Source organism: Aeromonas sp. 604443, from assembly GCF_049170315.1.
GTDB lineage: Bacteria > Pseudomonadota > Gammaproteobacteria > Enterobacterales > Aeromonadaceae > Aeromonas > Aeromonas veronii_A.
In genome coordinates this window covers 110,623-135,919 of the sequence record NZ_JAAKMI010000003.1, presented here as the reverse complement: position 1 = coordinate 135,919, position 25,297 = coordinate 110,623, and the positions used below count along the sequence as shown (strand labels likewise).

Below are 25,297 nucleotides of genomic sequence, written 5' to 3'. Positions count from 1 at the left end.
GATTGACATGAAAAAGACCAAAATTGTCTGCACCATCGGTCCGAAGACCGAATCCAAAGAAATGCTGGCCAAAATGCTGGACGCCGGCATGAACGTCATGCGCCTGAACTTCTCCCACGGTGACTACGCCGAGCACGGCAGCCGCATCAGCAACCTGCGCGCTGTAATGGCCGAGACCGGCAAGCACGCAGCTATCCTGCTGGACACCAAGGGTCCGGAAATCCGTACCATGAAGCTGGAAGGCGGCAACGACGTCGCGCTGGTCGCTGGCCAGACTTTCACCTTCACCACCGACCAGACCGTGGTTGGCAACAAAGACAAAGTGGCCGTGACCTATGCAGGTTTCGCCAACGATCTGCGCGTCGGCAACCGCATCCTGGTTGATGACGGCCTGATCGGTCTGGACGTTATCGAAATCACCGAGCGCGAAGTTATCTGTAAAGTGCTGAACAACGGTGACCTGGGCGAGAACAAAGGCGTTAACCTGCCGGGCGTCTCCATCAAGCTGCCGGCCCTGGCCGAGAAAGACAAGCGCGACCTGATCTTCGGTTGCGAGCAAGGCGTTGATTTCGTTGCTGCTTCTTTCATCCGTAAGAAAGAAGACGTTCTGGAAATCCGTGAGCACCTGAAAGCCCACGGCGGCGAGAACATCCAGATCATCTCCAAGATCGAAAACCAGGAAGGTCTGGACAACTTCGACGAGATCCTGGCTGTTTCCGACGGCATCATGGTTGCTCGTGGCGACATGGGTGTAGAGATCCCGGTTGAAGAGGTTATCTTCGCCCAGAAGATGATCATCGCCAAGTGCAACAAAGCCCGCAAAGTGGTTATCACTGCCACCCAGATGCTGGACTCCATGATCAAGAACCCGCGTCCGACCCGCGCCGAAGCTGGTGACGTGGCCAACGCCATCCTGGACGGTACCGACGCAGTGATGCTGTCCGGTGAATCCGCCAAGGGTAAGTACCCGCTGGAAGCCGTGACCATCATGGCCACCATCTGCGAGCGTACCGATGCCGTGATGCCGTCCAACCTGTCTGCTGCCAACGACAGCAACAAGCTGCGCATCACCGAAGCCGTATGTAAAGGCGCCGTAGAGACCTCCGAGAAGCTGGACGCCCCGCTGATCGTGGTCGCTACCGAAGGCGGCAAGTCTGCCAAGGCCATTCGCAAGTACTTCCCGAAAGCCTGGATCCTGGCTATCACCACCAACAAGAAAACTGCTGCCCAGCTGGTTCTGACCAAGGGTGTGGTTGCTCACGTGGTTGACAGCATCGCCTCTACCGACGATTTCTATCGCATCGGTAAAGAAGCCGCGCTGGAAATCGGCATGGGTCTGAAAGGTGACGTAGTTGTGATGGTCTCCGGTGCTCTGGTACCGAGCGGCACCACCAACACCGCTTCTGTTCACGTTCTTTAATCAGAGCTGAACGAGTTGAAAACGGCGCCTGCGGGCGCCGTTTTTTTTGTCCCTCCCCCCTGCTTACCTGACAAGCCCGGTGTTAGAATCCACGCGAATTTAATCTATGCGGGAAATCTCCCGAATATCGCGTAATAACCCGGAAGTTATATGCCCTCAATACGTTTTAAAAGAGTCTCGGCCACACTGTTGCCGCTGCTCTGTCTCCTCGCCAGCCTCTGCGTCCCGCAAGCCATGGCGCAAGATGTCCCCTCTCGCAACGCAGTTCAGCGAGCGCTGGATGGTCTGGGTAAATCAGAAACCCTGACCGTCAGTCAGCAAGCGGATCAGAAGTTGCTGACCGAAACCCTCGGTCTGCTCGACAGCATCGACAAGGAAGAGGCGAAGGCCAAGACCCAGGCCCAGCGGATCCGCAACCTGCCCACCGAACTCAGAGAGATCAGTGCCAAGCTCGATGCCCTGACCAAGGGCAAGAGTGCCGAGCAGATCAAGAGCGAATACGCCAGCATGAGTCTGGCAGAGCTCGACAGCCGTCAGCCGGAAGTGCTGGCCAACATGCAGGCGGCCCAGGAGGCCCTCGGCGCCATCGGCAGCCAGCTCACCAGCTTGCAGACCCTGCCGGAGCGCGCCCAGGCCAGCATGAGCCGCGCCTACCAGCGCAGTCAGGAGATCCGTACCCGCCTCAACGCCGGTGAAAGCGTCTCCAGCGCCGAGAAGATGAAGCTCGGTGCCGAGCTGGCCCTGCTCGACCTGCAACTGGCCCACCTGCAAAAGGAGCTGGATAACCGTACCAGCATGCAAGATCTGGCGATCAAGCAGCGCGACTACCAGAGTGCCCGTCTCGCCAGCGAAGAGCAGAAACTGCAGCTGTTGCAGGATCAGAGCAGCGCCAAGCGCCTCGGCGACACCGAAAAAACCGCCGAGCAGACCGGTGAACTGGTGGCGACCGAAGACAGCCCGCTGGTGCAAAAAGAGCAGGAGCTCAACCACCAGCTCAGCCAGCAGCTGATCGGTGCCACCACCAGCCTCAACTCGCTGGTCCAGAAAAACCTGCAAGCCAAGAGCTGGCTGGAGCGCGGCATCCAGACCGAGCGCAACCTCAATGAACAGGTGCAGATGCTCAAGGGCAATCTGCTGCTGTCACGCATCCTCTATCAGCTCTACCAGCAGCTGGAAGCGGCGCCCACCATCGCCGTCAAAAACCTGGAAGAGCAGATCGCCGATCTGCATCTGGCCCAGTTTGAACTGAGCCAGCAGCGTGACCAGCTGTTCCAGAAGAACCTCTATCTAGACAATCTGATCGCCGGCAGCAAGGATCCGGTCAGCGAGGAGGACAAGGAGAACCTTGCCAAGCTGCTCGATACCCGCATCAATCTGCTCGATCAGCTCAACCGCCAACTCGACAGCCAGCTTACCAACGCCATCAGCCTGCAGCTGACCCAGCAGCAGCTGGCGCGGGTCTATGCCTCTATCGAATTTACCCTGCAGCAACACATCTTCTGGGTAAGCAGCAACAAGCCCATCGACAGCAAGTGGTTTATCAGCTGGCCCGCCCAGGCCTACAAACAGGCCTCCGACTGGGTATTGAAACCGGACTGGAAACGCTGGCGCGAAGAGCTGCTGGGGATCTCCCTGCTTGCCTTCCCGCTGCTGCTGATCGGCGGCCTGCTGGTCTGGAAACGTCCGGCGCTGGTTGAGCGCGAGAAGAAGATCACCAAGGACCTTGGCCGTTTCCGTCAGGACAGCCAGTGGCACACCCCGCGCGCCCTGCTCTATACCGTGCTGCAACGCCTGCCGGGCAGCATGTTCATTCTGGCTGGCGGTCTGCTGCTCACCTACTGCGGTCTGCTCAGTCCCAAGCTGATGTTCCAGATCACCCTGAACCTTGCCCTCGGCTATCTGGTATTCAGCGTCTATCTGGCGGTGATGCGCCCGGGCGGCATCGCCGAAACCCACTTCCGGATCCCGAAAGCGGAGCTGCAGGCCAAGCGCAACAGCATGCGCTACATCTGGTTACCACTGCTGCCGCTCATCATGCTCGCAACCAAGGCGGTGGTTGAACCCTCCACCCTGGGCAACGACGTGATCGGCCAGGCCATGACCCTGACCCTGCTGGGGCTGGCCGCCTATCTGGTGTTCCCCATCTCCCGCGCCCGCATCAAGGGCGAGGCGAGCATGCAGAAGTCGCTGATCGCCATCGCCCTGGCGCTGGCGCCGGTGGCGCTGATCGTGCTGGCTGTGCTCGGTTACTACTACACCGCGCTGAAGCTGACCGGTCGCCTGATCGAATCCTTCTACCTCATCATCATCTGGAGCCTGGTCTACCGCACCGCCCTGCGTGGTCTGGAGCTGGCTGCCCGTCGTCTGGCCTACCGCCGAGCGGTGGCCAAGCGTGAGCACAAATCTTCGGAAGATGCGGAAGGTGGCGAGTCCATCGAAGAGCAGCCCATGGACCTGGAGGATGTCAGCCAGCAATCCCTGCGTCTGACCCGTACCGTGCTGATGCTGATCTTCGGTGTCGCCTTCTACTGGCTCTGGTCCGATCTGGTCGCGGTCTTCTCCTACCTCGACAGCATGGTGCTGTGGCACCGCAGTGAAGGCACCGGCGCCAACGCCGTGCTGTTCCCCATCAGCCTGAGTGACGTGCTGATCGGCTTCCTGCTGCTCGGCGGTGCCTGGTCACTGGCGCGCAACCTGCCGGGCTTGCTGGAGGTGCTGGTGCTCTCCAAGCTCAACCTGGCTCAGGGGACCGCCTACGCCATCACCACCATGCTCAACTACGTGCTGATCGGCTTTGGCTCCCTCACCGCTCTCTCCATGATGGGCGTACAGTGGGACAAGCTGCAGTGGGTAGCGGGTGGTCTGTCAGTCGGTATCGGTTTCGGCATGAAGGAAATTCTTTCCAACTTCGTCTCCGGCATCATCATCCTGTTCGAGCGTCCGGTGCGGATCGGTGACACCGTCACCATCGGCTCCTTCTCCGGTACCGTCTCGCGGATCCGCATTCGCGCCACCACCCTGACCGACTTCGACCGCAAAGAGGTGATCATCCCCAACCAGCAGCTGATGACAGAACGGCTCATCAACTGGTCGCTGAGTGACACCGTCACCCGGGTGATCGTACGGGTGGGCGTGGCGTATGGCTCGGATCTCGAGCTGACCCGCACCCTGCTCAAGCAGGCGGCCGACGAAAACAGCCGCGTGCTGAAAGACCCAGCCCCCATCGTCTACTTCCTCACCTTTGGCGCCAGCACGCTGGATCACGAGCTGCGCTTCTTCGTGAGCGAACTGGGGGATCGCAACCCGGCGGTGGACGAGTTGAACCGCAAGATCGACCAACTGTTCCGCGAGAACGGCATCGAGATCGCCTTCAACCAGATGGATGTCTACATCAAGAACATGCAGGGCGAAGAGCAGAAGGTGGAGTCCAACTCCGCCGCCCTGCCGCCGCCCGCGGAAGATGGCAAGCAGCCAGCCTGATAGCGAACTGCATTAATCTGATAGCAACAGCCGCTCACCCAGGTGAGCGGCTTTTTTATGTTCCCGTTGCTACGACCGTCCACTCAGGCAACCGCCGGAGAGTGATAAATGAGTTTACCCGCTGCGGTCTCTCACCTAATGTAGGCTAACGAACGGGAGAGCAGGGAGCCGCGTTTTCGCCCATGGATGACCAACAACTAGAGCACATTCTGTTTCGCTCCTTTGATGTGATCCCGCTCCCAATCCTGGTGTCCGAGTCGACAGCCAGCCAGGGTCATATGTCACCCGAACGGATCCCCATGCGTCGCCATCTCTTCCTCAACAGGGCCTTTCGCGAACAACTGGGCTATGAGCTGCAGGATCTGCCGGACATGGAGAGCTGGTTTCACCTCGCCTATCCCGATGAGAGCTATCGCAACTCGGTAATTCAGGCCTGGCATAACCAGATAGAGCAGAGCCTGCACCATGGACTGGAAGTCGCCGAGATGCCGGCGCTGATCCGATGCAAGAGTGGCCACTCTCGCTGGTTTATCGTCACCGCCCAGCTGGGGGCAGATGCCATCCCGGATAGCCATATCGTCACCTTTCGCGATATCCACGACCTGCAATGCATGGTAGAAGAGGTGAGCCGCCTCTCCTGCACCGATCCCCTTACCGAACTGACCAACCGGCGTGGCGCACAGCAACAGCTGCAGGCTCTCTGGTTGCAGGGCCAGCCCCTCTCGGTAGTACTGGGAGATATCGATCATTTCAAGCAGGTCAATGACCGCTACGGCCACCCTGCAGGCGATGCCGCGCTCTGCGCCGTCGCCCACGCCATGGCGGGCCAGCTGTTGCCGGGGGAGAGTCTGGCCCGTTGGGGCGGGGAGGAGTTCCTGCTGATCCTGCCTGGTTGCGATATTGAACAGGCAGCACGGCGCGCCGAACAACTGCGCCAGCATGTCAGTACCACCCGCTTGCCATGGCAAGGAAAACAGATCGCGCTAACCATCAGTCTGGGGTGTGCCAGCATGAAGGGTCAGGAGAGCATCGACTATCTGCTGATGATGGCAGACCGGGCCCTTTATCAGGCGAAGGAGCAGGGACGTAACCGGGTGGTCATCTCGGCACAATAGCCTGATAGCCAGAAAGGGAAGCTCGCACGCAACCATAAAAAAACCGAAGCACCAGGCTTCGGTTTTTTACTGCGGCAACTGGCATAGGCCAGCCGACCATTACTTCTTGATGCGGATAACCGGAGTCTCGCCCACAGTCACGGCACCAGTCATCTTCACCAGCTCTTTGATCTCGTCCATGTTGGAGATGACCACCGGAGTCAGGGTAGATTTGGCTTTTGCTTCCAGAACGGCCAGATCGAATTCGATGATGGTATCACCGCGCTTGACCTGCTGGCCTTCCTGAGCGATACGCTTGAAGCCTTCGCCTTTCAGTTCAACGGTGTCGATACCGAAGTGAACGAACAGCTCGATACCAGAGTCGGACTCCAGAGAGAACGCATGGTTGGTCTCGAAGATTTTGCCGATGGTGCCGTCGCACGGAGCAACCATCTTGTTGCCAGCCGGCTTGATGGCGATGCCGTCACCCACGATCTTCTCGGCGAAGACAACGTCAGGCACATCTTCGATCGGCACAATTTCGCCAGACAGCGGAGCAAAGATTTCGATGCCGCCGGTATCAGCGCTATCGTCGGACACCAGTTTCTTCAGTTTGTCGAACAGACCCATAGTAAAAGCTCCTAAAGATGATTTGTCGCTGTTTGCAGCCGATCTTAGCAGACTGCCTTCTGCTTGATAAAGTTATCTACGCACGCTTCGATTTCAGCAGCGGTGGCAAAGCTCAATGCCTGGTCAGCCATTGCCTTCACATCTTCGAAGCTGGTGTTGCGGATAAGCTTCTTGATACGCGGTACAGAGATGGCGCTCATGGAGAACTCATCCAGACCCATACCCAGCAGCAGCAGGGTGGCGCGCTCGTCACCAGCCAATTCACCACACATACCGGTCCACTTGCCTTCGGCGTGGGAAGCATCGATAACCATCTTGATCAGGGTCAGGACGGAGGGTGACAGCGGGTTGTACATAGCGGAGATCATCTCGTTACCGCGATCGACAGCCAGGGTGTACTGGGTCAGGTCGTTGGTACCGATACTGAAGAAATCCACTTCCTTGGCCAGATGATGAGCCATCACGGCAGCGGCCGGGGTCTCGATCATGATACCCACTTCGATGGATTCATCAAAGGCTTTGCCTTCAGCACGCAGTTCGGCTTTCAGCGTCTCCACGGTAGCTTTCAGGCTACGGAACTCTTCGACAGAGATGATCATCGGGAACATGATGCGCAGTTTGCCGAAGGCAGACGCACGCAGAATGGCCCGCAGCTGAGCGTGCATGATGTCTTCGCGGTCGAAGAAAATACGCACGGCACGCCAGCCCAGGAAGGGGTTCATCTCTTTCGGGAAATTCATGTACGGCAGCTCTTTGTCGCCGCCAATGTCCATGGTACGCACGATGATCGGCTGATCCGGCATCGCTTCGGCCACTTCTTTGTAGGCTTTGAACTGCTCGTCTTCGGTCGGCAGCGCGTCACGGTCCATGAACAGGAACTCGGTACGGTACAGACCCACGCCTTCGGCGCCATTACGGATGGCACCTTCGGTATCCTTGACGGTACCGATGTTGGCGCACACTTCGACCTGGTGACCATCCAGCGTGATGGCAGGCAGATCTTTCAGCTTGGCCAGCTCATCTTTCTCGGCCTGGAACTGAGCCTGGAACTTCTTGGCTTCGGTCAGTTGTTCAGCGGTCGGATTGATGATGATCTGGTTGTTGATCGCATCCAGCACCAGCATGTCACCGTTCTTGACGCGCTCGGTGATGTCGTTGGTGCCTACCACGGCCGGCAGCTCCAGGGAGCGGGCCATGATGGAGGTGTGAGAGGTACGGCCACCGATGTCGGTGACGAAACCCAGCACATATTTCAGGTTGATTTGAGCGGTTTCAGACGGGGTCAGGTCTTTGGCGACCAGGATCACCTCTTCGTCGATGGTGCTCAGGTTGACAACGGCGATGCCCAGTACGTTCTTGACCAGACGGGTACCGATGTCACGGAAGTCGGTAGCGCGTTCGCGCAGATAAGGGTCATCCAGCTCGGCCATCATCTTGGCGTACTGTTCGATCACCTCATAGATGGCTTTGTCAGCGGAAGCCTTGTTCTCTTTGATGAAGGATTTGATATCCCCTTCCAGCTCCTCATCTTCGAGCAGCATGATGTGGCCTTCGAAGATGGCCTCTTTTTCCTCACCGAAGGTGCGACCGGCCATCTCTTTGATGGCTTCCAGCTGGGTAGCTGACTTGGTACGAGCTTCGAGGAAACGGTTGATCTCGGCATCAATCTGGTCAGCAGAGATTTTGCCCTGATTGATAACGATTTCATCTTCTTTAAGAAGAAGCGCCTTACCGAATGCGATACCGGGGGACGCAAGAATGCCAGATATCATAATCCTTCCTATTAAAACGACTGTGGGGGAGGAATCTAAAGCTGGATTACTCCAGCTCGTCCATCAGGGCAACCAGCTTCTCAACAGCTTGCTGAGCATCCGGGCCATCAGCCTGGATAGTTACGTTGGTACCCTTGGTCAGGCCCAGGGTCTGCAGCTTGAACAGGCTCTTGGCGCTGGCGGACTTGCCACCGGAGACCACAGTGATCTCGCTTTGGAATTCTTTGGCTTCTTTCACGAACTGAGCTGCCGGACGGGTGTGCAGGCCGTTTTCAGCAGTAATAACAACAGACTTCTCGTACATGGTTTCACCCCATATTATTGATATTTTTTGGTGGATTGGTCGTTTTTGAAGCAACCTGACCCACCGTGTCAGTATGGATATGTTGTAAAGTAACGAAAGCAGACCCGCAATGGTTTAATCCAGGTCAAGTTTCTGTGCAGTAATCGGCGCGCTGGTTGGCAATTTTCAGTTATTGGGCTACAAGCCGCATCAGGACTGGCCTGAAATTATTTTATAACGAAAAATAACACTTTGTTACTTTGTGATACCCAGCCAGCAAACACCGCGTGACGCCGCACAGGATATGAGATTTAGAGCGGAATGTCTGCTTTTTTTCTCACTCCCAAGCTTGTTATTTTACCCCAAAAAATAAGGATCAAGTGACACTATCAGGGGTTGAGTCTAGCCCATAAAGAAGCGGCGCTCTTGGGAGCGCCGCTGTTTTGAAAGATTCCGATCAGTTACTGCTGCAGTTCCTGCTCGCTGAACACCCCGGCAAACAGGGCGCTGGAGAGGTAACGCTCCGCCGCACTCGGCAGGATGACCACAATGGTTTTGCCCGCAAATTCCGGCAGCTCGGCAAGACGGCTGGCTGCCACCACCGCAGCACCGGAGCTGATACCGGCCAGGATCCCCTCCTCCTCCATCAGACGACGGGCCATCTCGATGGCTTCATCGCTGGTCACTTTCTCCACCCGGTCGATGAGGGAGAGGTCCAGGTTGCCCGGGATAAAGCCGGCGCCGATCCCCTGGATCTTGTGGGGGCCCGGTTTGATCTCTTCCCCGGCCAGCTTCTGGCTGATGACCGGCGACTCCGCCGGTTCGACCGCAACAGAGACCACCGCCTTGCCTTTCGTCTGCTTCAGATAGCGGGAGACACCGGTAATGGTGCCGCCGGTACCGACCCCGGCCACGAACACATCTACCTCGCCGTCAGTGGCATCCCAAATCTCGGGGCCGGTAGTCTTTTCGTGGATCTCCGGGTTGGCCGGGTTTTCAAACTGTTGCAGCAACACATACTTGCCCGGCTCGGATTCGAGGATCTCGTTGGCCTTGGCAATGGCCCCCTTCATGCCAAGCGGCCCTTCGGTCAGCACCAGATTGGCACCGAGCGCCTTGAGCAACTTGCGGCGCTCCAGGCTCATGGTAGCCGGCATGGTCAGGGTGATAGGATAGCCGCGAGCTGCCGCGACAAAGGCCAGAGCAATACCCGTGTTGCCGCTGGTGGGCTCGATGATCTCCTTACCCTTGGTCAGGATGCCGCGCTTCTCGGCATCCCAGATCAGGTTGGCACCGATCCGGCACTTGACGCTGAAGCTGGGGTTGCGGCTCTCGATCTTGGCCAGCACGCGACCTTTGGTAACACGGTTGAGACGAACCAGCGGGGTGTGACCGATAGTCTGGCTGTTGTCCTCAAAAATTTTGCTCATGGCGCTATCCCTGTGTTTGTTACGACGATGAAACAAGATTACCCTGTGGTTTCTGAATGAGAAGTGACTATTCGTTATAACCATATGGTATTACAACATATAGAGCTTATTCTCTCTGGCCCCTGACTCCAGGCGCCAATCGTCAAAGGAACCGACGTTATGGGATTTTCAGGAAGCAGCCAGTATCTCGCCTCCGATGCATTGAAGATGGCGGTCAATGCCGCCATCACCCTCGAAAAACCGCTGCTGATCAAAGGGGAGCCGGGCACCGGCAAGACGGTGCTGGCGGAAGCGGTCGCCGACCATCTCGGCACCGATCTCATTGCCTGGCATATCAAGTCCACCACCAAGGCCCAACAGGGACTCTACGAATATGATGCGGTGGCCCGGCTGCGGGACTCCCAGCTCGGCGACCCCAGAGTGGCCGATATCAGTCACTACATTCGTCAAGGAAAGTTGTGGCAGGCCTTCAGCGCCGAGCAGCGACCTGTGCTGCTGATCGACGAGATAGACAAAGCCGACATCGAATTCCCCAACGATCTGCTGCTGGAGCTGGATCGGATGGAGTTCGACGTCTACGAGACCGGCGAGCGAGTCAAGGCGCGCCAGCGGCCGGTGGTCATCATCACCTCCAACAACGAAAAAGAGCTGCCGGATGCCTTCCTGCGCCGCTGTTTCTTCCACTACATCCGCTTCCCCGACAAGGCCGAGATGCAGGCCATCGTCAAACTCCACTACCCCGACCTCAAGGAGAGCCTGCTTGGCGAGGCAATGGAGCTCTTCTTCGAACTGCGCGAAGTAGAGGGGCTGCGCAAGAAGCCCTCCACCTCGGAACTACTGGACTGGATCTGCCTGCTCTTGGCCGACGATATCGCCCCCGAGGCGATGCGCGCCCGCGAGCCCGGCAAGCTGGTGCCCGCGCTATATGGCGCCCTGCTCAAGACCGAGCAGGATTTGCATCTCTTCGAGAAGCTCGCCTTTCTGGCCCGGCGCGGCAGCTGACCCATGCTGATCGACTTTTTTACCCACCTGCGCCGCCACAAGCTCCCCTGCAGCCTGCGTGAGCTGATGGACTTGCACGCCGCGCTGGCAGCCCGGCTGGTCGCTGCCGATATGGACGAGTTCTACCAACTCTCCCGCTGCCTGCTGGTAAAAGACGAGGCCCACTACGATCGCTTCGATCGCGCCTTCGCCGAATACTACGAGGGGCTGGACGCCATCCCCCTGCTGCCGGAAAGCCTGCCCGAGGAGTGGCTGCGCAAGGAATTCGAACGGCTGCTGAGCCCAAAGGAGCAGGCGTTGCTCAAATCCCTCGGCGGACTCGACAAGCTGCTGGAGACCCTCAACCAACGGTTACGCGAGCAGAAAGAGCGCCACGCCGGTGGCAACAAGTGGGTAGGGACTGGCGGCAGCAGCCCGTTTGGCCATGGCGGTTTTCACCCCGAGGGGGTGCGCATGGGTGGAGAGGGGCAGCATGGCAAGGCGGCCAAGGTGTGGGAGGCCCGTCATTATCGCAACTTCAGCGACGACTCACCGCTTGGCCAGCGCGCCATCCAGCTCGCGCTGCGCAAGCTCAGACGCTGGGTACGCAAAGGCAATCCCGATGAGCTGGATCTCGACGACACCATAAAAAGTTCTGCCCGCCAAGGCTGGCTCGATGTGAAGCTGCGGCCCGAGCGCCACAACGGGGTCAAGCTGCTGGTTTTTTTCGATGTGGGGGGCTCCATGGATGCCCACGTGGCCGAGGTACAGCGCCTCTTCTCGGCTCTGCGCCACGAGTTCAAGCATCTGGAGTACTTCTATTTTCACAACTGCCTCTACGACTTCGTCTGGAAGGATAACGCCCGCCGCTTTGAGGAGCGGTTCGATACCCTGCGCCTGCTGCGCACCTACGGCAGCGACTACCGGGTGATCCTGGTGGGGGATGCCACCATGGGCCCCTACGAGATCACCTGGCCCGGCGGCAGCGTCGAGCAGTGGAACGAGGAGTCGGGTCAGGTGTGGCTCACCCGATTGCAGCAGCACTTTCCCAAACTGGTGTGGATCAATCCCACCCCGCGGCGGGAGTGGCTCTGGCATCCCTCCATCAAACTGATGAATGACGTGGTTGGCGGACGGATGCATCCGCTGACCCTGGCGGGTCTCGCTGCGGCGATCGACCAGCTGTAACCCTCTCTACCCTATAAACCGACAAGCCGGGAACGCACCCGGCGAGGAGCAAAGATGACCTCTATCGTGATCAGTGGCTCAGGCCTCTATACCCCACCCTTTGCCGTCAGCAATGAAGAGCTGGTGGCCGCCTTCAACAAGTATGTGGATCTCTACAACGAGGAGAACGCCTCCGCCATCGATGCCGGCCAGCTCCCCGCCAAGCAGCACTCCAGCTGCGAGTTCATCGAGAAGGCATCCGGCATCAAGAGTCGGTATCTGGTGAGCCGAGAGGGAGTGCTCAACCCCGACATCATGCAGCCGCTGCTGGCGGAACGACCCGACGAGATGCCCTCCATCATGGTGGAGATGGCAGTAGCCGCCGCCGAGCAGGCTCTGATCGCCGCCGGCCGCGAGCCCGGCGAGATCGACCTGGTGATCGTGGCCGCTTCCAACATGCCGCGCCCCTACCCGGCGCTGGCCATCGAGCTGCAGCACTATCTGGGGGCGAGCGGCATGGCCTTTGATATGAACGTGGCCTGCTCGTCTGCCACCTTCGGCATCAAGACAGCCGCAGACATGCTGGCGGCAGGCACAGCCAACGTGGCGCTGGTGGTCAATCCGGAGATCTGCTCGGGGCACCTCAATTTCCGGGACAGAGACAGTCACTTTATCTTCGGCGATGCCTGCACCGCGGTGCTGCTGGAGCGGGAGGCCGATTGCAAGGTGGCCAGTCCGTGGCAACTGGTAGCCAGCAAGCTGGTGACTCAATACTCCAACAACATCCGCAACAACTTCGGCTTTTTGAACCGGCTAAGCCCGCGCACCCGCTACGGCGACGACAAGCTGTTTCGCCAGCAGGGGCGCAAGGTGTTCAAGGAGGTGTTGCCACTGGTGTGCGACCAGATTGCCGGCCAGCTCGATGAACAAGGTTGGGCAGCAGACTCCCTGAGCCGGCTCTGGCTCCATCAGGCCAACCTCACCATGAACCAGTTCATCGGCCGCAAGCTGCTGGGCCACGATGCCAGCCAGCAGGAGGCGCCGGTCATTCTCGACAGCTATGGCAATACCAGCTCGGCGGGTTCCATCATCGCGTTTCATCTGTACAATCGCGACCTTCCTGCGGGGGCTCGCGGCGTACTGTGCTCCTTTGGCGCAGGCTACTCCATCGGTAGCCTGCTGCTACAACGACAGTAACAGAGTGCGCGGGGAGAGTGGCCCGCGCCCTGTACTCTGATTGGGGTTTGGCGCTGTTTCGCCGCTAGCCCCTCTCTCGGTTCACCCTTACGAGAGGAGAAAACGGGCATAAATAGTGGCCAGACCATGACTATTGATCCGAAAACACCGGACTACTGTGACAACGCATACCGACAAGCCATTGATGAAAAACTTATTTTTCAGATTGGTTGCAATTTTTGAGTACCATGGTGCAACGGGGCGATATCTGGATCACAAGATGACAGGAAAAGGCTGCAATTTGTCATCCTTTGCCAATGATGGCTTCCAATGAATTCGAGGTTTGCTATCATCCGGAGACATTTCTTATCTGTCGCCGGCTACAAAAGAATCCCCTCATGTACACACAGTTCTTCGGCCTATCGGAACCGCCTTTCTCCATCTCGCCCAATCCCAAGTACCTCTATATGAGTGAGCGCCACGGCGAAGCCCTTGCTCACCTCAACTACGGATTGCAGGATGGTGGCGGCTTTGTGCTGCTGACCGGCGAAGTGGGCACCGGCAAAACCACCGTCTCCCGTTGCCTGCTGCAGCAGTTGCCAGCAGATACCGAGATCGCCTACATCCTCAACCCCTCCCTGACCGAACGGGATCTGCTGGCAGCCATCTGCGACGAGTTTCAACTCCCCTACCCCGCCGAGGCCGGGATCAAGCAACTGTTCGACCTGATCCGCGACCACCTGCTGGCCAACCTGACCGCAGGCAAGCGCAGCGTGGTACTGGTGGATGAGGCCCAACATCTGTTGCCCGGGGTGTTGGAGCAGTTGCGTCTGCTCACCAACCTGGAAACCGACGAGAAAAAACTGCTGCAAATCGTGCTGATCGGCCAACCCGAACTGCAACAGATGCTGCGCCAGCCCCTGTTGCGCCAACTGGCCCAGCGCATCACCGCCCGCTACCACCTGCTGCCCCTCTCCGCCACCGATGTGGATGCCTACGTCCGCTTCCGGCTGCAAGTAGCCGGTTGTGTGCAGCCCATTTTTACCCCCAGAGCGATCCAGACGCTGCATCGGCTCTCCGGCGGCATTCCGCGCCTGATCAACCTCATCTGCGATCGCGCCCTGCTCGCCGCCTTCGCCCGTGGCAGCTACAAGATTGTTCATGGCGACATCAGCCAGGCAGCGTTCGAGGTGAGCGGCGTCCGTGATGAGGGGAGCTGGCTTTCCGGTCTGATGGTGACACTGGCTGGCGCCTTGCTGGTAGCTGCAGGCTGGTGGGGTTGGCAATTTTTCGGCGTATTCCCCGAACGGCCTGTGGTCAAGGTCGAGGTGCCTGTCACCGTTGACGAGACCGCCGAACAACAGGAACAGTTGACCGAGGCGATCAATCAGGCCCTCGACCCCGAGAGCGCCATGCAGAATCTCTATCGGGTCTGGGGCTATGAACCGGAACCGTTCGATGCCACCTGTGACAACGCCCCTCGCGCCGGTCTGCGCTGCCAGGAGGGAGAGGCAAGCCTCGAGGAGCTGCGCGCCCTGCAGCATCCCGCCATGATCACGCTCACTGACCAGACTGGCGGCCTCTACTACGCGACTCTGGTCAATCTGGGGCCAAGCAAGGCCAGCCTGATGATCGGCAACCAAAGCTGGCAAGTGGATCGCCAGTGGCTCAGCGACAACTGGGGTGGCAGCTATACCCTGCTCTGGCGCATGCCGAAAGGGGGCGTCAGCCTGATCGCCAGCAATGCCGGACAGACCCAGATCCAGTGGCTCGACAACGCTCTGAGCCGAGCATTGCAACAACCCGAACGCAAGGTGCGCCGTTTCGATGGCGAGCTCAAGAACAAACTGCAGCAGTTCCAGCGGGATCAAGGACTCACCCCTGACGGCATCGCTGGCAGCAACACCCTGCTGCGGCTCAACGCACTCTCCGGCGAACCCATGCCAAGACTGGAGGAGACCTCCTGATGTCTACCCTGCTCAATGCCCTGCGCCGTGCCCAGCAGCCTTCGCAACAGAGCCATATTCCCGCCATGGGGTTGGCGATAGCCCGCGAGGAGGCGCAACCCGCGCGTCGCGTCGGCTGGTTGCTGGCGCCCCTTGCCCTGCTGCTGGGGGCGGGTGCCAACTATGGCTGGCATCTAATCCACCTGCGTCCCATCGAGGAGAAGGTGGAGGTAAAAGAGGTGATTGCCTCCCCCTTCGTGCGGGTTGAGCCCAAGGCGATGGTGACCCGTCCGCTGCCCCCGCCCCTGCCGGAACCTGTAGTGCAGCAGCCCAGGGTCGCAGCGGCTGCCAGCAATCCGGCAGCCAGTCGACCAACCTTGGCCGAACAATTGATGCGCGCCCTCAACGAAACACCGCTGCAACAGGAATCGGGTACAGTTTCCCAAAGCGTGCAGCCGACCCAGTTGATGTCGCTGAATGCCGCTCCGCTTTCGGTTCGCCAGCAAGTGCCCGCATTCAGCTATGGCTCCCATGTGTTCTCATCCAATCCGGCCAAGCGGGCCGTGGTGCTCAATGGCCGCGAATACCGGGAAGGGAGCGAGATAGCCCCCGGGGTCGTGCTCGCCACCATCGACCAGCAGTACATTGTGCTGGATATCGGAGGCCAGAGCGTAACCCTCAAGGCGTTGCAGGATTGGCAAGGGTGAGTACACACCTTCCCCTGATAATCGCTGGCAAGCAGGATGCACCTCGCCTGAGTGCCACTTTTATGAGCATTCAAAGGTTTACGGTGTGATGAAATATCCATTTTTACGGTTTGGTGCGCCCCGACCCGTTGTGTCACAGCACGCAGCCGTACACAATACGCAGCCGCCCCAGAGCCTGGAATTTGTTGATTAATATGACGCTACGATTCAGGGATGACATCTTGACCCTGCTGCTGGCCCGGTGCCGACAGCTTCCTTTGACTCGCGTCACCGGAGTGTTCTTTCTGGTGCTGCTGCTGATGCTGGCCCAGCAGAGCGCAGCCCTCACCTGGCGCTTGCTCACTCTGGCAAACCCGCAATCCAACCAGCCGTGGCAACCCTCCACCGTGGCGGTCAGCGGCCAAAGCAGCCCGCGCCTTGAACTGGGCGAGGTGAGCCGACTGGCGCTGTTTGGCAAGGCGATCCCCAAGGCGCAGGCAAAAACCGCCGTGGCCGCCAATGCGCCGCGCACCCAGCTTAATGCCCAGCTCAACGGGGTGTTGGCAAGCTCGGATCCGGCCAAATCCATCGCCATCATCGCCATGTCCGGCATCCAGAACTCCTACGGGGTTGGCGACATGATTGACGGCACCCAAGCGCGGATCCGGCAGGTCTATCCGGATCGAGTCATCATAGAGCGGGATGGCCGCGACGAGACCCTGATGCTGGATGGCGAGGAGTATGGCAAGCCGCTACCGCAAACAACAAATACCACTCTCCTTGGCTCTCTGCGCAGCGAGCTGATGGCCGATCCGGGCAAGATCACTGATTACCTCAATATTTCACCGGTTCAGATGGATGGCCGCATGGCCGGTTATCGCCTCAACCCGGGCAACAATCCGGAATTTTTCAACCAGAGCGGGCTGCAGGCCAATGATCTGGCCATCAGCATCAACGGACTGGATCTGCGTGACAACATGCAAGCCATGCAGGCGATGCAGCAGCTGGCTGGCGCAACGGAAATGACAGTGACCGTCGAGCGGCAGGGCGAACAGTTCGATGTCTATGTGCGCTTGTCAGAATAATGATTTGGAGTCGTACCAATAATGACCACTAAAGGGAAAGGCTGGCGTCTGGCCACTATCGCAGCGGCACTGATGATGGCGGGCTCAGCCTGGGCCACCGAGTACTCTGCCAGCTTCAAGAACGCCGACATCGAAGAATTTATCAATACGGTGGGCAAAAACCTCAACAAGACCATCATCATAGAGCCCTCGGTGCGCGGCAAGATCAACGTGCGCAGCTACGACCTGCTCAACGAGGAGCAGTACTACCAGTTCTTCCTGAGTGTGCTCGATGTCTACGGCTTTGCCGTGGTGCCGATGAATAACGGCGTGCTCAAGGTGCTGCGCTCGCGGGATGCCAAAACCTCCGCCATTCCGGTGGTGGATGGCAATAACCCGGGAGTGGGCGACGAGATGGTGACCAGAGTCGTGCCGGTACGCAACGTCTCGGTGCGTGAACTGGCTCCCCTGCTGCGCCAGCTCAACGACAACGCCGGTGGGGGTAACGTGGTGCACTACGAGCCATCAAACGTACTGCTGATCACCGGCCGCGCCGCCGTGGTCAACCGTCTGGTGGAAGTGGTGAACCGGGTCGACCGCGCAGGCGATCAGGATGTGGACATCATCAAACTGAGATATGCCTCGGCCGGCGAGATGGTGCGGCTGGTGACCAACCTCAACAAGGATGGCAATCCACAAGGGGGCACCGCCTCCCTGTTGCTGTCGCCCAAGGTGGTGGCCGACGAGCGTACCAACTCGGTGGTGGTGAGCGGTGAGCCGAAAGCGCGCGCCCGCATCATCCAGATGGTTCGCCAGCTCGACCGCGACCTGCAGAGTCAGGGCAACACCCGGGTCTTCTATCTCAAATATGGCAAGGCCAAGGATATGGTCGATGTGCTCAAGGGGGTCAGCTCCAGCATCGAGGCTGACAAGAAGGGGGGCGGAGCAACCACAGGGGGCGCCAGCATCGGCGGTGGCAAGCTGGCCATCTCTGCCGACGAGGCAACCAATGCCCTGGTCATCACCGCCCAGCCGGATGTGATGGCGGAACTGGAGCAGGTGGTGGCCAAGCTCGATATCCGTCGCGCCCAGGTGCTGGTAGAAGCGATCATCGTCGAAATTGCCGACAGTGACGGCCTCAATCTGGGCGTGCAGTGGGCCAACACCAACGCTGGCGGCACCCAATTTACCAACACAACACTGCCCATTGGCGGAGCCATCGCAGCCGGTAAGGATTACCAGGATGGCAATACCGAGACAGCTACCAACTTGCTTGGGAGCTTTAACGGGATGGCCGCCGGTTTCTATCACGGCGATTGGGCCATGTTGGCGACGGCTCTCGCCTCCAATACCAAGAGCGATATTCTCTCCACCCCGAGTATCGTCACCATGGACAACAAGGAGGCCTCCTTCAATGTCGGACAGGAGGTGCCGGTGCAGAGCGGTTCACAAAGCTCCACCACCAGCGATCAGGTGTTCAACACTATCGAGCGCAAGACAGTGGGCACCAAGCTGACGGTTACGCCGCAGATTAACGAAGGGGACTCGGTACTGCTCAACATCGAGCAGGAGGTCTCCAGCGTCGCCAAGGTCGTATCAGACAGTACCAAGGGACTAGGCCCCACCTTCGATACCCGCACGGTGAAAAACGCCGTACTGGTGAAGAGTGGCGAGACAGTGGTACTGGGTGGCCTGATGGATGAGCAGACCAAGGAGGAAGTTTCCAAGGTGCCGTTACTCGGCGATATCCCGGTACTGGGTTACCTGTTCCGCTCCACCAGCACCAACACCAACAAGCGCAACCTGATGGTCTTTATCCGGCCCACCATCTTGCGTGATGCGGAGGTTTATACCGGCGTCTCCAGTAACAAGTACAGCCTGTTCCGCGCCGAACAGCTCAATGCTGCCGCCCAGGAGGGGTATCTCACCTCGCCCGCCCGTCAGGTTTTGCCCGTCTATGGCCAGGATGTGATGATGTCACCCGAAATCCGGCAGGAAGTGGAAAATCAGATGGAGCAGATAAAACGCCGCCAGCAGAACACAGCTGACAGCACCACCCCCTTTGTGCAGAGCCGTCCCTGATGAGTGCCTACCATCTTGATGGCGGCGAGTTGCCGCCCCCGCTGCCGGAGCTGCCCTTCGCCTTTGCCCGCAACTTCGGGGTGATCCTGATTGAGCGGGACGGCGCTCCCGTGCTGCAGTGCCGCCCCGGCGTCACCCCGCAGGCCCTGCTGGAAGTTCGGCGGGTAGCGGGTTGCAGCTTCGCGGTGGAGCAGCTCGACAACGAGGCCTTCGAAGAGCTGCTGATGGCCCACTATCAGCGCGACTCCTCCGAAGCGCGCCAGCTGATGGAAGATCTCGGCAACGAGATGGACTTCTTCGCCCTGGCCGAAGAGCTGCCGCAAAGCGAAGATCTGCTGGATGCCGATGACGACGCCCCCATCATTCGCCTCATCAACGCCATGTTGAGCGAGGCGATCAAGGAGGAGGCCTCCGATATCCATATCGAGACCTTCGAGCGGGCACTAGTGATCCGTTTTCGTATCGATGGGGTACTGCGGGAGATCCTGCGCCCCCATCGCAAGCTGGCATCACTGCTGGTCTCGCGGATCAAGGTGATGTCGCGGATGGATATTGCCGAGAAGCGGGTACCGCAGGATGGCCGTATCTCGTTGCGTATCGGCGGCCGCGCCGTCGACGTGCGGGTCTCCACCATGCCGTCCAGCTACGGCGAGCGGGTGGTATTGCGTCTGCTCGACAAGAACAACGTGCGCCTCGAGCTCAAGCAGCTCGGCATGACGGCGCGCAACCGCAGCATCATCAGCGAGCTTATCCGCAAGCCCCACGGCATTATTCTGGTCACCGGCCCGACCGGTTCCGGTAAATCCACCACCCTCTATGCGGCGCTGTCAGAAATCAACTCGCGGGATCGCAACATCCTGACGGTGGAAGACCCCATCGAGTATGACCTCGAAGGGGTGGGCCAGACCCAGGTCAACACCAAGGTGGACATGACCTTCGCCCGCGGCCTGCGCGCCATTCTGCGCCAGGATCCGGACGTAGTGATGGTGGGGGAAATTCGTGACCTTGAAACCGCCCAGATTGCGGTGCAGGCGTCACTGACCGGTCACCTGGTGATGTCGACCCTGCACACCAACACCGCCATCGGCGCCATCACCCGGATGCGGGACATGGGGATCGAGCCCTTCCTGCTTTCCTCGTCGCTCTTGGCGGTGCTGGCCCAGCGGCTGGTGCGTACCCTCTGCCCCGATTGCCGCGCCTCGCGTCCGCCCACCGAGCAGGAGCGACTTGCAATGGGTATCACACTGGAACCTGATCAGCCTATCTGGCATCCGGTGGGCTGCGAACAGTGCAACCACACCGGCTATCGTGGCCGGACCGGCATCCACGAACTGGTGGTGGTTGACGAGGCGGTGCGTGAAGCCATTCACGGCGCCAGCGGCGAGATGGCCATCGAGCGGCTGATCCGCGGCCACACCCCCAGCATCCGCCGCGACGGTATCGACAAGGTGCTCAAGGGGCAGACCAGCCTCGAAGAGGTACTGCGCGTGACCCGGGAAGATTGAGATGGCGGCATTCGAATATAAGGCCCTCGACAACAAGGGGCGCAGCAAGAGCGGCGTGATGGAGGGTGACTCGGCCCGTCAGGTGCGCCAACTGCTGCGCGAGCAGGGGCTCACCCCCCTCGAGGTGAACGAGACCACCGAGAAGGCAAAACGGGAGGCGACCCGCTTCGCCCTGTTCCGTCGTGGCGCCAGCACAGCCGAGCTGGCCCTGATCACTCGCCAGCTGGCCACTCTGGTGGGGGCCGGCCTCACCATCGAAGAGGCGCTCAAGGCGGTGGCCGAGCAGTGCGAAAAAGCTCACTTGCGCTCTCTGGTGGCGACCGTGCGCAGCAAGGTGGTGGAAGGCTATTCGCTGGCCGACTCGCTGGGGGCCTTTCCCCATGTATTCGACCAGCTGTTTCGCTCCATGGTGGCGGCCGGTGAAAAATCGGGCCATCTGGAGAAGGTGCTCAACCGTCTCGCTGACTACACAGAGCAGCGCCAGCATATGCGCACCAAGCTGCTGCAGGCGATGATCTACCCCATAGTGCTCACCTGTGTCGCCATCGGGGTTATCTCGATCCTGCTCACCGCCGTGGTACCCAAGGTAGTGGCCCAGTTTGAACACATGGGCCAGCAGCTGCCGGGCACCACCCGTTTTCTCATCGGCACCAGCGAACTGATGCAGGCCTACGGCCTCTGGTTCCTGCTGCTGATCTTCCTTGGCAGCTTTGTCTGGCGCTGGTGGCTCACCGATGAAAAGCGTCGCCGACGCTGGCATCAGGTGCTGCTCGGCCTGCCGGTGATTGGCCGGGTCAGCCGCGGTCTCAACACCGCCCGCTTCGCCCGTACGTTAAGCATCCTCAACGCCAGTGCGGTACCGCTGCTGGAGGGGATGAAGATCTCCGGCGAAGTGCTCTCCAACGACTTTGCCAGAATGCGCATTCTCGAGGCCGCCGAACGGGTGCGCGAGGGGACCAGTCTGCGCAAGTCGCTGACCGAGACCAAGATTTTCCCGCCCATGATGCTGCACATGATCGCCTCCGGCGAGCAGAGCGGCGAGCTCGACAGCATGCTGGAGCGGGCGGCAGACAACCAGGATCGGGAGTTTGAATCCCAGGTCAATATCGCCCTCGGGGTGTTCGAACCCATGCTGGTGGTCTCCATGGCCGGGGTGGTGCTGTTTATCGTGATGTCGATCCTGCAGCCGATCCTCGAGCTCAACAATATGGTGAATATGTAAGTTTCCGGTGTTCGGTGGCGCCGCTGGCGGCCCGTCGAACCCACCCAGTGATCACTCTCTGATGGGCCATCCCATCTCATTCGTTACGGAGCAACTCATGAACAAACGTCGTCAATCCGGTTTTACCCTGCTGGAAGTCATGGTGGTCATCGTGATCCTCGGCATTCTGGCCAGTCTGGTGGTGCCCAACCTGATGGGCAACAAGGAGAAAGCTGACCAGCAGAAAGCGGTCTCCGATATCGTGGCGCTGGAAAACGCCCTCGACATGTACAAGCTGGACAACAACCGCTACCCGACAACAGAACAGGGCCTGGACGCGCTGGTGACCAAGCCTTCCATCGATCCGGCACCGCGCAGCTACCGCGATGGCGGCTACATCAAGCGCCTGCCGCAAGATCCCTGGGGCAACCCGTACCAACTGCTGAGCCCGGGCCAGTTCGGCAAGATCGACATCTTCTCCATGGGTCTGGATGGTGAAGCCGGTACCGATGATGACATCGGCAACTGGAACCTGAAGGATTTCCAATAAGTGATATGTCGCCAGCGCATTCACTCCGCCTTGCTGGAGCAGCCTGAATGAGGGTTGTTCCATCTGCCCGTCGCCAATCAGGCTTTACTCTGCTGGAAGTGTTGCTGGTCGCCATGCTGATGGGACTAGTGGCCACCGCCGTCACTCTCAGCATGGGAGGCGCCAGAGGGGATAGGGAGCTGGACAAGCAGGCGCGTCGCCTGATGGCGACCCTGCAGCTGGCGCAGGAGTATGCGGTGATGGATGGTCGTCTGGTAGGCATTCGCATCGAGGATAACGGCTGGCAGTTTATGCAGCGTCAGGCCAAGGATCGCAAGTGGCTGGCCCTGACTGACGACAAGCAGCTGGGGCCGGTGCAACTAGCCGAGAACATGACGCTGGCGCTGGAGCTGGAAGGCTTTGGCTGGCAGCCGGACTCCGACGAAAAAACCGAACAGAAGCGCGACGAGAAGGAGCGCACGCCGCAGTTGCTCATCTTCCCGGGCGGCGAGCTGAGCCCGTTCGTGCTCACCTTCACCCAGCAGGATGACGATGCCCGCTACACCCGCATCGTCAAGGGGGACGAGTTCGGCCGCCTCACCCTGCTCACCGGCGATGAAGATGAAGAGGTGAGCGAATGAACGCCCGTGGCATGACCTTACTCGAAGTGATGGTGGCGCTGGCAGTCTTTGCCATAGCGGGTCTCGCGGTAATGAAAACCGCCAGCGAACACCTCTCGGCCCTCAACTATCTGGAACAGAAGACATTCGCCACCTGGGTGGTAGAGAACCAGCTGGTGCAACAGAAGCTCGAGAACAAGTGGCCCGGTGACAGCTGGGTGGAAGGGGATGAGCAGATGGCGGGCAGCACCTGGTACTGGCGCTATCGCGGCGTCGCCACCGCCGACAACAACTTCCGGGCGCTCGATATGGAAGTGCGTACCGAGGCCAAGGCCGAGAACCCGGTCGCCATGATGCGGACCTATATCAGCCGATGACCCAGCTATCCGCCCGCACGCCTCGCCCCGTCCGTCACGCCGGTTTCACCCTGCTCGAAATGCTGGTGGCGATCGCCATCTTCGCCACTCTCAGCATGGGTGCCTATCAGGTGCTGCAGGGGGTGCTCACCAGCGACGAGGTGGCAAAGCGCAAGGAGGCCCGCCTCAACGAACTGCAACTCGCCTTCACCCTGCTGGAGCGAGACATCACCCAGATGGTGCCGCGCAGCGGTCGCATCGAGGGGGAGAACAACAAGGTGCTGCTAGCGGCTTCCCGCTTCGGCCAGCAGAGCGATGACTGGGGCATGGCCTTTATGCGCAGCGGCTGGCTCAACCCGGACGGCATGCTGCCCCGCTCCCATCTGCAGCGGGTCGGCTGGCGTCTCAAGGAGCAGAAGCTGGAGCGCCTGAGCTATCTCTATCCGGATCCGGTGATCGGCACCGCGCCGCGCATCCAGCCGGTGCTGGCGGGGGTCACGGCGTTTCGCCTCTACTTCTTCGACAAGGGCAACTGGAAAGAGGAGTGGAGCCAGCGCAGCGTGCTGCCCCACGGGCTGGCAGTGGAGCTGGATCTGGAAGATTACGGCACCATTCGCCGCCAGTTCCTGATTGGTGCCGGTGGCCAGCGCGCCGAAGAGAACAGCCAGAGCAGCAACCCCGACCAGGGGGGCGGCAACAACAGCAATAACGGGAACAACGGCGGCAACGGCAATACCAATGGCGGTAATGGTGACAGCCAGAACGGAGGGGGCGCCAATGCGGGCTAATCTCGCCGCTCCCGGTCGCCAGCGCGGCATGGCGCTGCTGGTGGTGCTGCTGATCCTCTCGGTGATGGTGATCATCGCCAGCAATATGAGCGGCCGCCTGCAGCTTGAGCTGCGCCGCACCGCCAACATCACCACAGGCAAACAGGCGTGGTGGTATGCCCTCTCGGCGGAGGCGCTGGTGAGCAAGGTGCTGACGCAGGATTTCAAGGACAACCCCGAGGTGGTCAACCTCAGCCAGAACTGGGCCCGCAAGAACACTGTGTTTCCGGTGGACGATGGCCAGCTCAAGGGCGAGGTGACCGACCTGCAATCCTGCTTCAACCTCAACAGCCTGAGCGTGGCCTCCAAGGCGGGGAGCGGCGAGGAGCTGGCTCAGCAGCCCTATCCGGTGCAAGTGTTTCGCGAACTGCTCAAACAGCTGGCGATGGATGATTACGAGGCGGCCCAGCTCACCGATGCCATCCGTGACTGGACCGACAAGGATACGGTGCTGGTCTCCAGCCTTGGTGCAGAGGACGCCTATTACGAGGGTCTCAAGCCACCCTATCTGACCGCCAACCAGTGGATGCTGGGCAAGGACGAGCTGAGGGCGGTGCGCGGGGTGACGGCCAGGGTCTATGCCAAACTGGCCCCCTATGTCTGCACCCTGCCCAACGACAAGTTGAAGATCAATATCAATGCCCTTGCCCCCCAGCGCCCCGAGCTGCTGGTCGCCCTCTATCTGGGTACTATCGGGGTGGATGACGCCAAGCGGGTGCTGAACGAGCGGCCACAGAAGGGGTGGAAAGAGAGCAAGCTGATGACAGACATGCTCGCTCCGGTCGATTCGGTGAAAGGGCTGAAAGATGCGTTGGTGGTGAAAAGCGACTTCTTCGAAGCCCGAGTCGTGGCCGAGGTCGGCGACAACCGGGCCTGGCTAGAAACTCTGTTCCAGCGGGGCAAGGACAATAAACTGGTGATGCTGCGCCGCCTCAGTAGCGGCGCCGAATAAACAGCGCACCTGCAGGCCATCGCCTGCGGGTACGAGAGATGTTGGATGCAGCCTGCGGGCTGCGCACCGGTGCCAGGGCGCACAACGCCCTTTGCA

General features: G+C 59.7%; 20 protein-coding genes and 1 pseudogene. 17 read left to right on the top strand and 4 right to left on the bottom strand.

Going from position 1 to position 25,297, the window contains the following annotated elements; all coding sequences use genetic code 11:
* Positions 1-7 precede the first annotated feature (7 nt).
* The 3 genes from pykF to G5380_RS06210 all read left to right on the top strand — a co-directional run bounded on the left by pykF (position 8) and on the right by G5380_RS06210 (position 6,015).
* Entirely contained in the window at positions 8-1,420 is a 1,413-nt protein-coding gene (gene pykF, locus G5380_RS06220) for a pyruvate kinase PykF (RefSeq protein ID WP_031227651.1), read from the top strand.
* 150 nt (positions 1,421-1,570) lie between these two features.
* Positions 1,571-4,900, top strand: coding sequence for a mechanosensitive channel MscK (mscK, locus tag G5380_RS06215; protein ID WP_128836218.1), 3,330 nt, complete (start codon positions 1,571-1,573; stop codon positions 4,898-4,900).
* Between the two features lie 182 nt (positions 4,901-5,082).
* The gene (locus G5380_RS06210) at positions 5,083-6,015 is read left to right on the top strand and encodes a GGDEF domain-containing protein (protein ID WP_421352529.1); all 933 of its coding nucleotides are present in this window, start codon (positions 5,083-5,085) and stop codon (positions 6,013-6,015) included.
* A gap of 99 nt (positions 6,016-6,114) precedes the next feature.
* Here G5380_RS06210 and crr read toward each other — a convergent pair whose 3' ends face one another.
* The 4 genes from crr to cysK form a co-directional block, all read right to left on the bottom strand.
* Complete coding sequence (crr, locus tag G5380_RS06205) at positions 6,115-6,624, bottom strand: PTS glucose transporter subunit IIA (protein ID WP_216953167.1); 510 nt, start codon at positions 6,622-6,624, stop codon at positions 6,115-6,117.
* Positions 6,625-6,668: 44 nt separating this feature from the next.
* Positions 6,669-8,396: a phosphoenolpyruvate-protein phosphotransferase PtsI gene (gene ptsI, locus G5380_RS06200; RefSeq protein ID WP_216978328.1), complete on the bottom strand. Its 1,728-nt coding sequence runs from the start codon at positions 8,394-8,396 to the stop codon at positions 6,669-6,671.
* A 46-nt stretch (positions 8,397-8,442) separates the two neighbouring features.
* Positions 8,443-8,700, bottom strand: a complete 258-nt coding sequence (locus tag G5380_RS06195; RefSeq protein WP_005338266.1) for an HPr family phosphocarrier protein — start codon at positions 8,698-8,700, stop codon at positions 8,443-8,445.
* 440 nt (positions 8,701-9,140) lie between these two features.
* Entirely contained in the window at positions 9,141-10,109 is a 969-nt protein-coding gene (gene cysK, locus G5380_RS06190; RefSeq protein WP_005338267.1) for a cysteine synthase A, read from the bottom strand.
* A 159-nt stretch (positions 10,110-10,268) separates the two neighbouring features.
* Here cysK and G5380_RS06185 point away from each other — a divergent pair, with 159 nt between their 5' ends.
* The 14 genes and pseudogenes from G5380_RS06185 to exeK all read left to right on the top strand — a co-directional run bounded on the left by G5380_RS06185 (position 10,269) and on the right by exeK (position 25,201).
* On the top strand, positions 10,269-11,111 hold the full coding sequence (locus G5380_RS06185; protein ID WP_421208582.1) for an AAA family ATPase: 843 nt from the start codon (positions 10,269-10,271) through the stop codon (positions 11,109-11,111).
* Between the two features lie 3 nt (positions 11,112-11,114).
* Positions 11,115-12,278 (top strand): vWA domain-containing protein, encoded by a 1,164-nt coding sequence (locus G5380_RS06180; RefSeq protein ID WP_421352528.1) that lies wholly within the window; start codon positions 11,115-11,117, stop codon positions 12,276-12,278.
* Between the two features lie 54 nt (positions 12,279-12,332).
* Entirely contained in the window at positions 12,333-13,454 is a 1,122-nt protein-coding gene (locus tag G5380_RS06175; protein ID WP_421352527.1) for a beta-ketoacyl-ACP synthase III, read from the top strand.
* A 377-nt stretch (positions 13,455-13,831) separates the two neighbouring features.
* Positions 13,832-15,400 (top strand): ExeA family protein, encoded by a 1,569-nt coding sequence (locus G5380_RS06170; protein ID WP_216953162.1) that lies wholly within the window; start codon positions 13,832-13,834, stop codon positions 15,398-15,400.
* Positions 15,400-16,086 carry a GspB family T2SS assembly factor variant ExeB gene (gene exeB, locus G5380_RS06165; protein ID WP_421352526.1) on the top strand — a complete coding sequence of 229 codons (687 nt, stop codon included), beginning with the start codon at positions 15,400-15,402 and terminating at the stop codon, positions 16,084-16,086. The genes G5380_RS06170 and exeB overlap by 1 nt, the downstream gene beginning before the upstream one ends.
* 221 nt (positions 16,087-16,307) lie before the next feature.
* Positions 16,308-17,150 (top strand): GspC family type II secretion system variant ExeC, encoded by an 843-nt coding sequence (gene exeC, locus G5380_RS06160; protein WP_421205427.1) that lies wholly within the window; start codon positions 16,308-16,310, stop codon positions 17,148-17,150.
* A gap of 21 nt (positions 17,151-17,171) precedes the next feature.
* Positions 17,172-19,211, top strand: a complete 2,040-nt coding sequence (gene exeD / locus G5380_RS06155; RefSeq protein ID WP_227342243.1) for a GspD family T2SS secretin variant ExeD — start codon at positions 17,172-17,174, stop codon at positions 19,209-19,211.
* The gene (gene gspE / locus G5380_RS06150; protein WP_421352525.1) at positions 19,211-20,716 is read left to right on the top strand and encodes a type II secretion system ATPase GspE; all 1,506 of its coding nucleotides are present in this window, start codon (positions 19,211-19,213) and stop codon (positions 20,714-20,716) included. Before exeD ends, gspE begins: the two co-directional genes overlap by 1 nt.
* Before the next feature lies 1 nt (position 20,717).
* On the top strand, positions 20,718-21,938 hold the full coding sequence (gene exeF / locus G5380_RS06145; RefSeq protein ID WP_005338296.1) for a GspF family T2SS innner membrane protein variant ExeF: 1,221 nt from the start codon (positions 20,718-20,720) through the stop codon (positions 21,936-21,938).
* A gap of 97 nt (positions 21,939-22,035) precedes the next feature.
* Positions 22,036-22,467 carry a GspG family T2SS major pseudopilin variant ExeG gene (gene exeG, locus G5380_RS06140; protein ID WP_005338297.1) on the top strand — a complete coding sequence of 144 codons (432 nt, stop codon included), beginning with the start codon at positions 22,036-22,038 and terminating at the stop codon, positions 22,465-22,467.
* 47 nt (positions 22,468-22,514) lie between these two features.
* Positions 22,515-23,087, top strand: a complete 573-nt coding sequence (gene exeH / locus G5380_RS06135; RefSeq protein ID WP_421352524.1) for a GspH family T2SS minor pseudopilin variant ExeH — start codon at positions 22,515-22,517, stop codon at positions 23,085-23,087.
* The gene (gene exeI / locus G5380_RS06130; RefSeq protein WP_201938365.1) at positions 23,084-23,443 is read left to right on the top strand and encodes a GspI family T2SS minor pseudopilin variant ExeI; all 360 of its coding nucleotides are present in this window, start codon (positions 23,084-23,086) and stop codon (positions 23,441-23,443) included. Before exeH ends, exeI begins: the two co-directional genes overlap by 4 nt.
* Positions 23,440-24,087: pseudogene (gene gspJ, locus G5380_RS06125) on the top strand (type II secretion system minor pseudopilin GspJ); the annotation flags it as partial. The gene exeI and the pseudogene gspJ, both read left to right, overlap by 4 nt.
* A gap of 112 nt (positions 24,088-24,199) precedes the next feature.
* Positions 24,200-25,201, top strand: coding sequence for a GspK family T2SS minor pseudopilin variant ExeK (gene exeK / locus G5380_RS06120; protein WP_421352523.1), 1,002 nt, complete (start codon positions 24,200-24,202; stop codon positions 25,199-25,201).
* Positions 25,202-25,297 lie beyond the last annotated feature (96 nt).

Bases quoted from the DNA above. Each gene is read 5' to 3' on its own strand.
- pykF (WP_031227651.1), top strand. From the start codon at position 8: ATGAAAAAGACCAAAATTGTCTGCACCATCGGTCCGAAGACCGAATCC.
- mscK (WP_128836218.1), top strand. From the start codon at position 1,571: ATGCCCTCAATACGTTTTAAAAGAGTCTCGGCCACACTGTTGCCGCTG.
- G5380_RS06210 (WP_421352529.1), top strand. From the start codon at position 5,083: ATGGATGACCAACAACTAGAGCACATTCTGTTTCGCTCCTTTGATGTG.
- crr (WP_216953167.1), bottom strand. From the start codon at position 6,624: ATGGGTCTGTTCGACAAACTGAAGAAACTGGTGTCCGACGATAGCGCT.
- ptsI (WP_216978328.1), bottom strand. From the start codon at position 8,396: ATGATATCTGGCATTCTTGCGTCCCCCGGTATCGCATTCGGTAAGGCG.
- G5380_RS06195 (WP_005338266.1), bottom strand. From the start codon at position 8,700: ATGTACGAGAAGTCTGTTGTTATTACTGCTGAAAACGGCCTGCACACC.
- cysK (WP_005338267.1), bottom strand. From the start codon at position 10,109: ATGAGCAAAATTTTTGAGGACAACAGCCAGACTATCGGTCACACCCCG.
- G5380_RS06185 (WP_421208582.1), top strand. From the start codon at position 10,269: ATGGGATTTTCAGGAAGCAGCCAGTATCTCGCCTCCGATGCATTGAAG.
- G5380_RS06180 (WP_421352528.1), top strand. From the start codon at position 11,115: ATGCTGATCGACTTTTTTACCCACCTGCGCCGCCACAAGCTCCCCTGC.
- G5380_RS06175 (WP_421352527.1), top strand. From the start codon at position 12,333: ATGACCTCTATCGTGATCAGTGGCTCAGGCCTCTATACCCCACCCTTT.
- G5380_RS06170 (WP_216953162.1), top strand. From the start codon at position 13,832: ATGTACACACAGTTCTTCGGCCTATCGGAACCGCCTTTCTCCATCTCG.
- exeB (WP_421352526.1), top strand. From the start codon at position 15,400: ATGTCTACCCTGCTCAATGCCCTGCGCCGTGCCCAGCAGCCTTCGCAA.
- exeD (WP_227342243.1), top strand. From the start codon at position 17,172: ATGACCACTAAAGGGAAAGGCTGGCGTCTGGCCACTATCGCAGCGGCA.
- gspE (WP_421352525.1), top strand. From the start codon at position 19,211: ATGAGTGCCTACCATCTTGATGGCGGCGAGTTGCCGCCCCCGCTGCCG.
- exeF (WP_005338296.1), top strand. From the start codon at position 20,718: ATGGCGGCATTCGAATATAAGGCCCTCGACAACAAGGGGCGCAGCAAG.
- exeG (WP_005338297.1), top strand. From the start codon at position 22,036: ATGAACAAACGTCGTCAATCCGGTTTTACCCTGCTGGAAGTCATGGTG.
- exeH (WP_421352524.1), top strand. From the start codon at position 22,515: ATGAGGGTTGTTCCATCTGCCCGTCGCCAATCAGGCTTTACTCTGCTG.
- exeI (WP_201938365.1), top strand. From the start codon at position 23,084: ATGAACGCCCGTGGCATGACCTTACTCGAAGTGATGGTGGCGCTGGCA.
- exeK (WP_421352523.1), top strand. From the start codon at position 24,200: ATGCGGGCTAATCTCGCCGCTCCCGGTCGCCAGCGCGGCATGGCGCTG.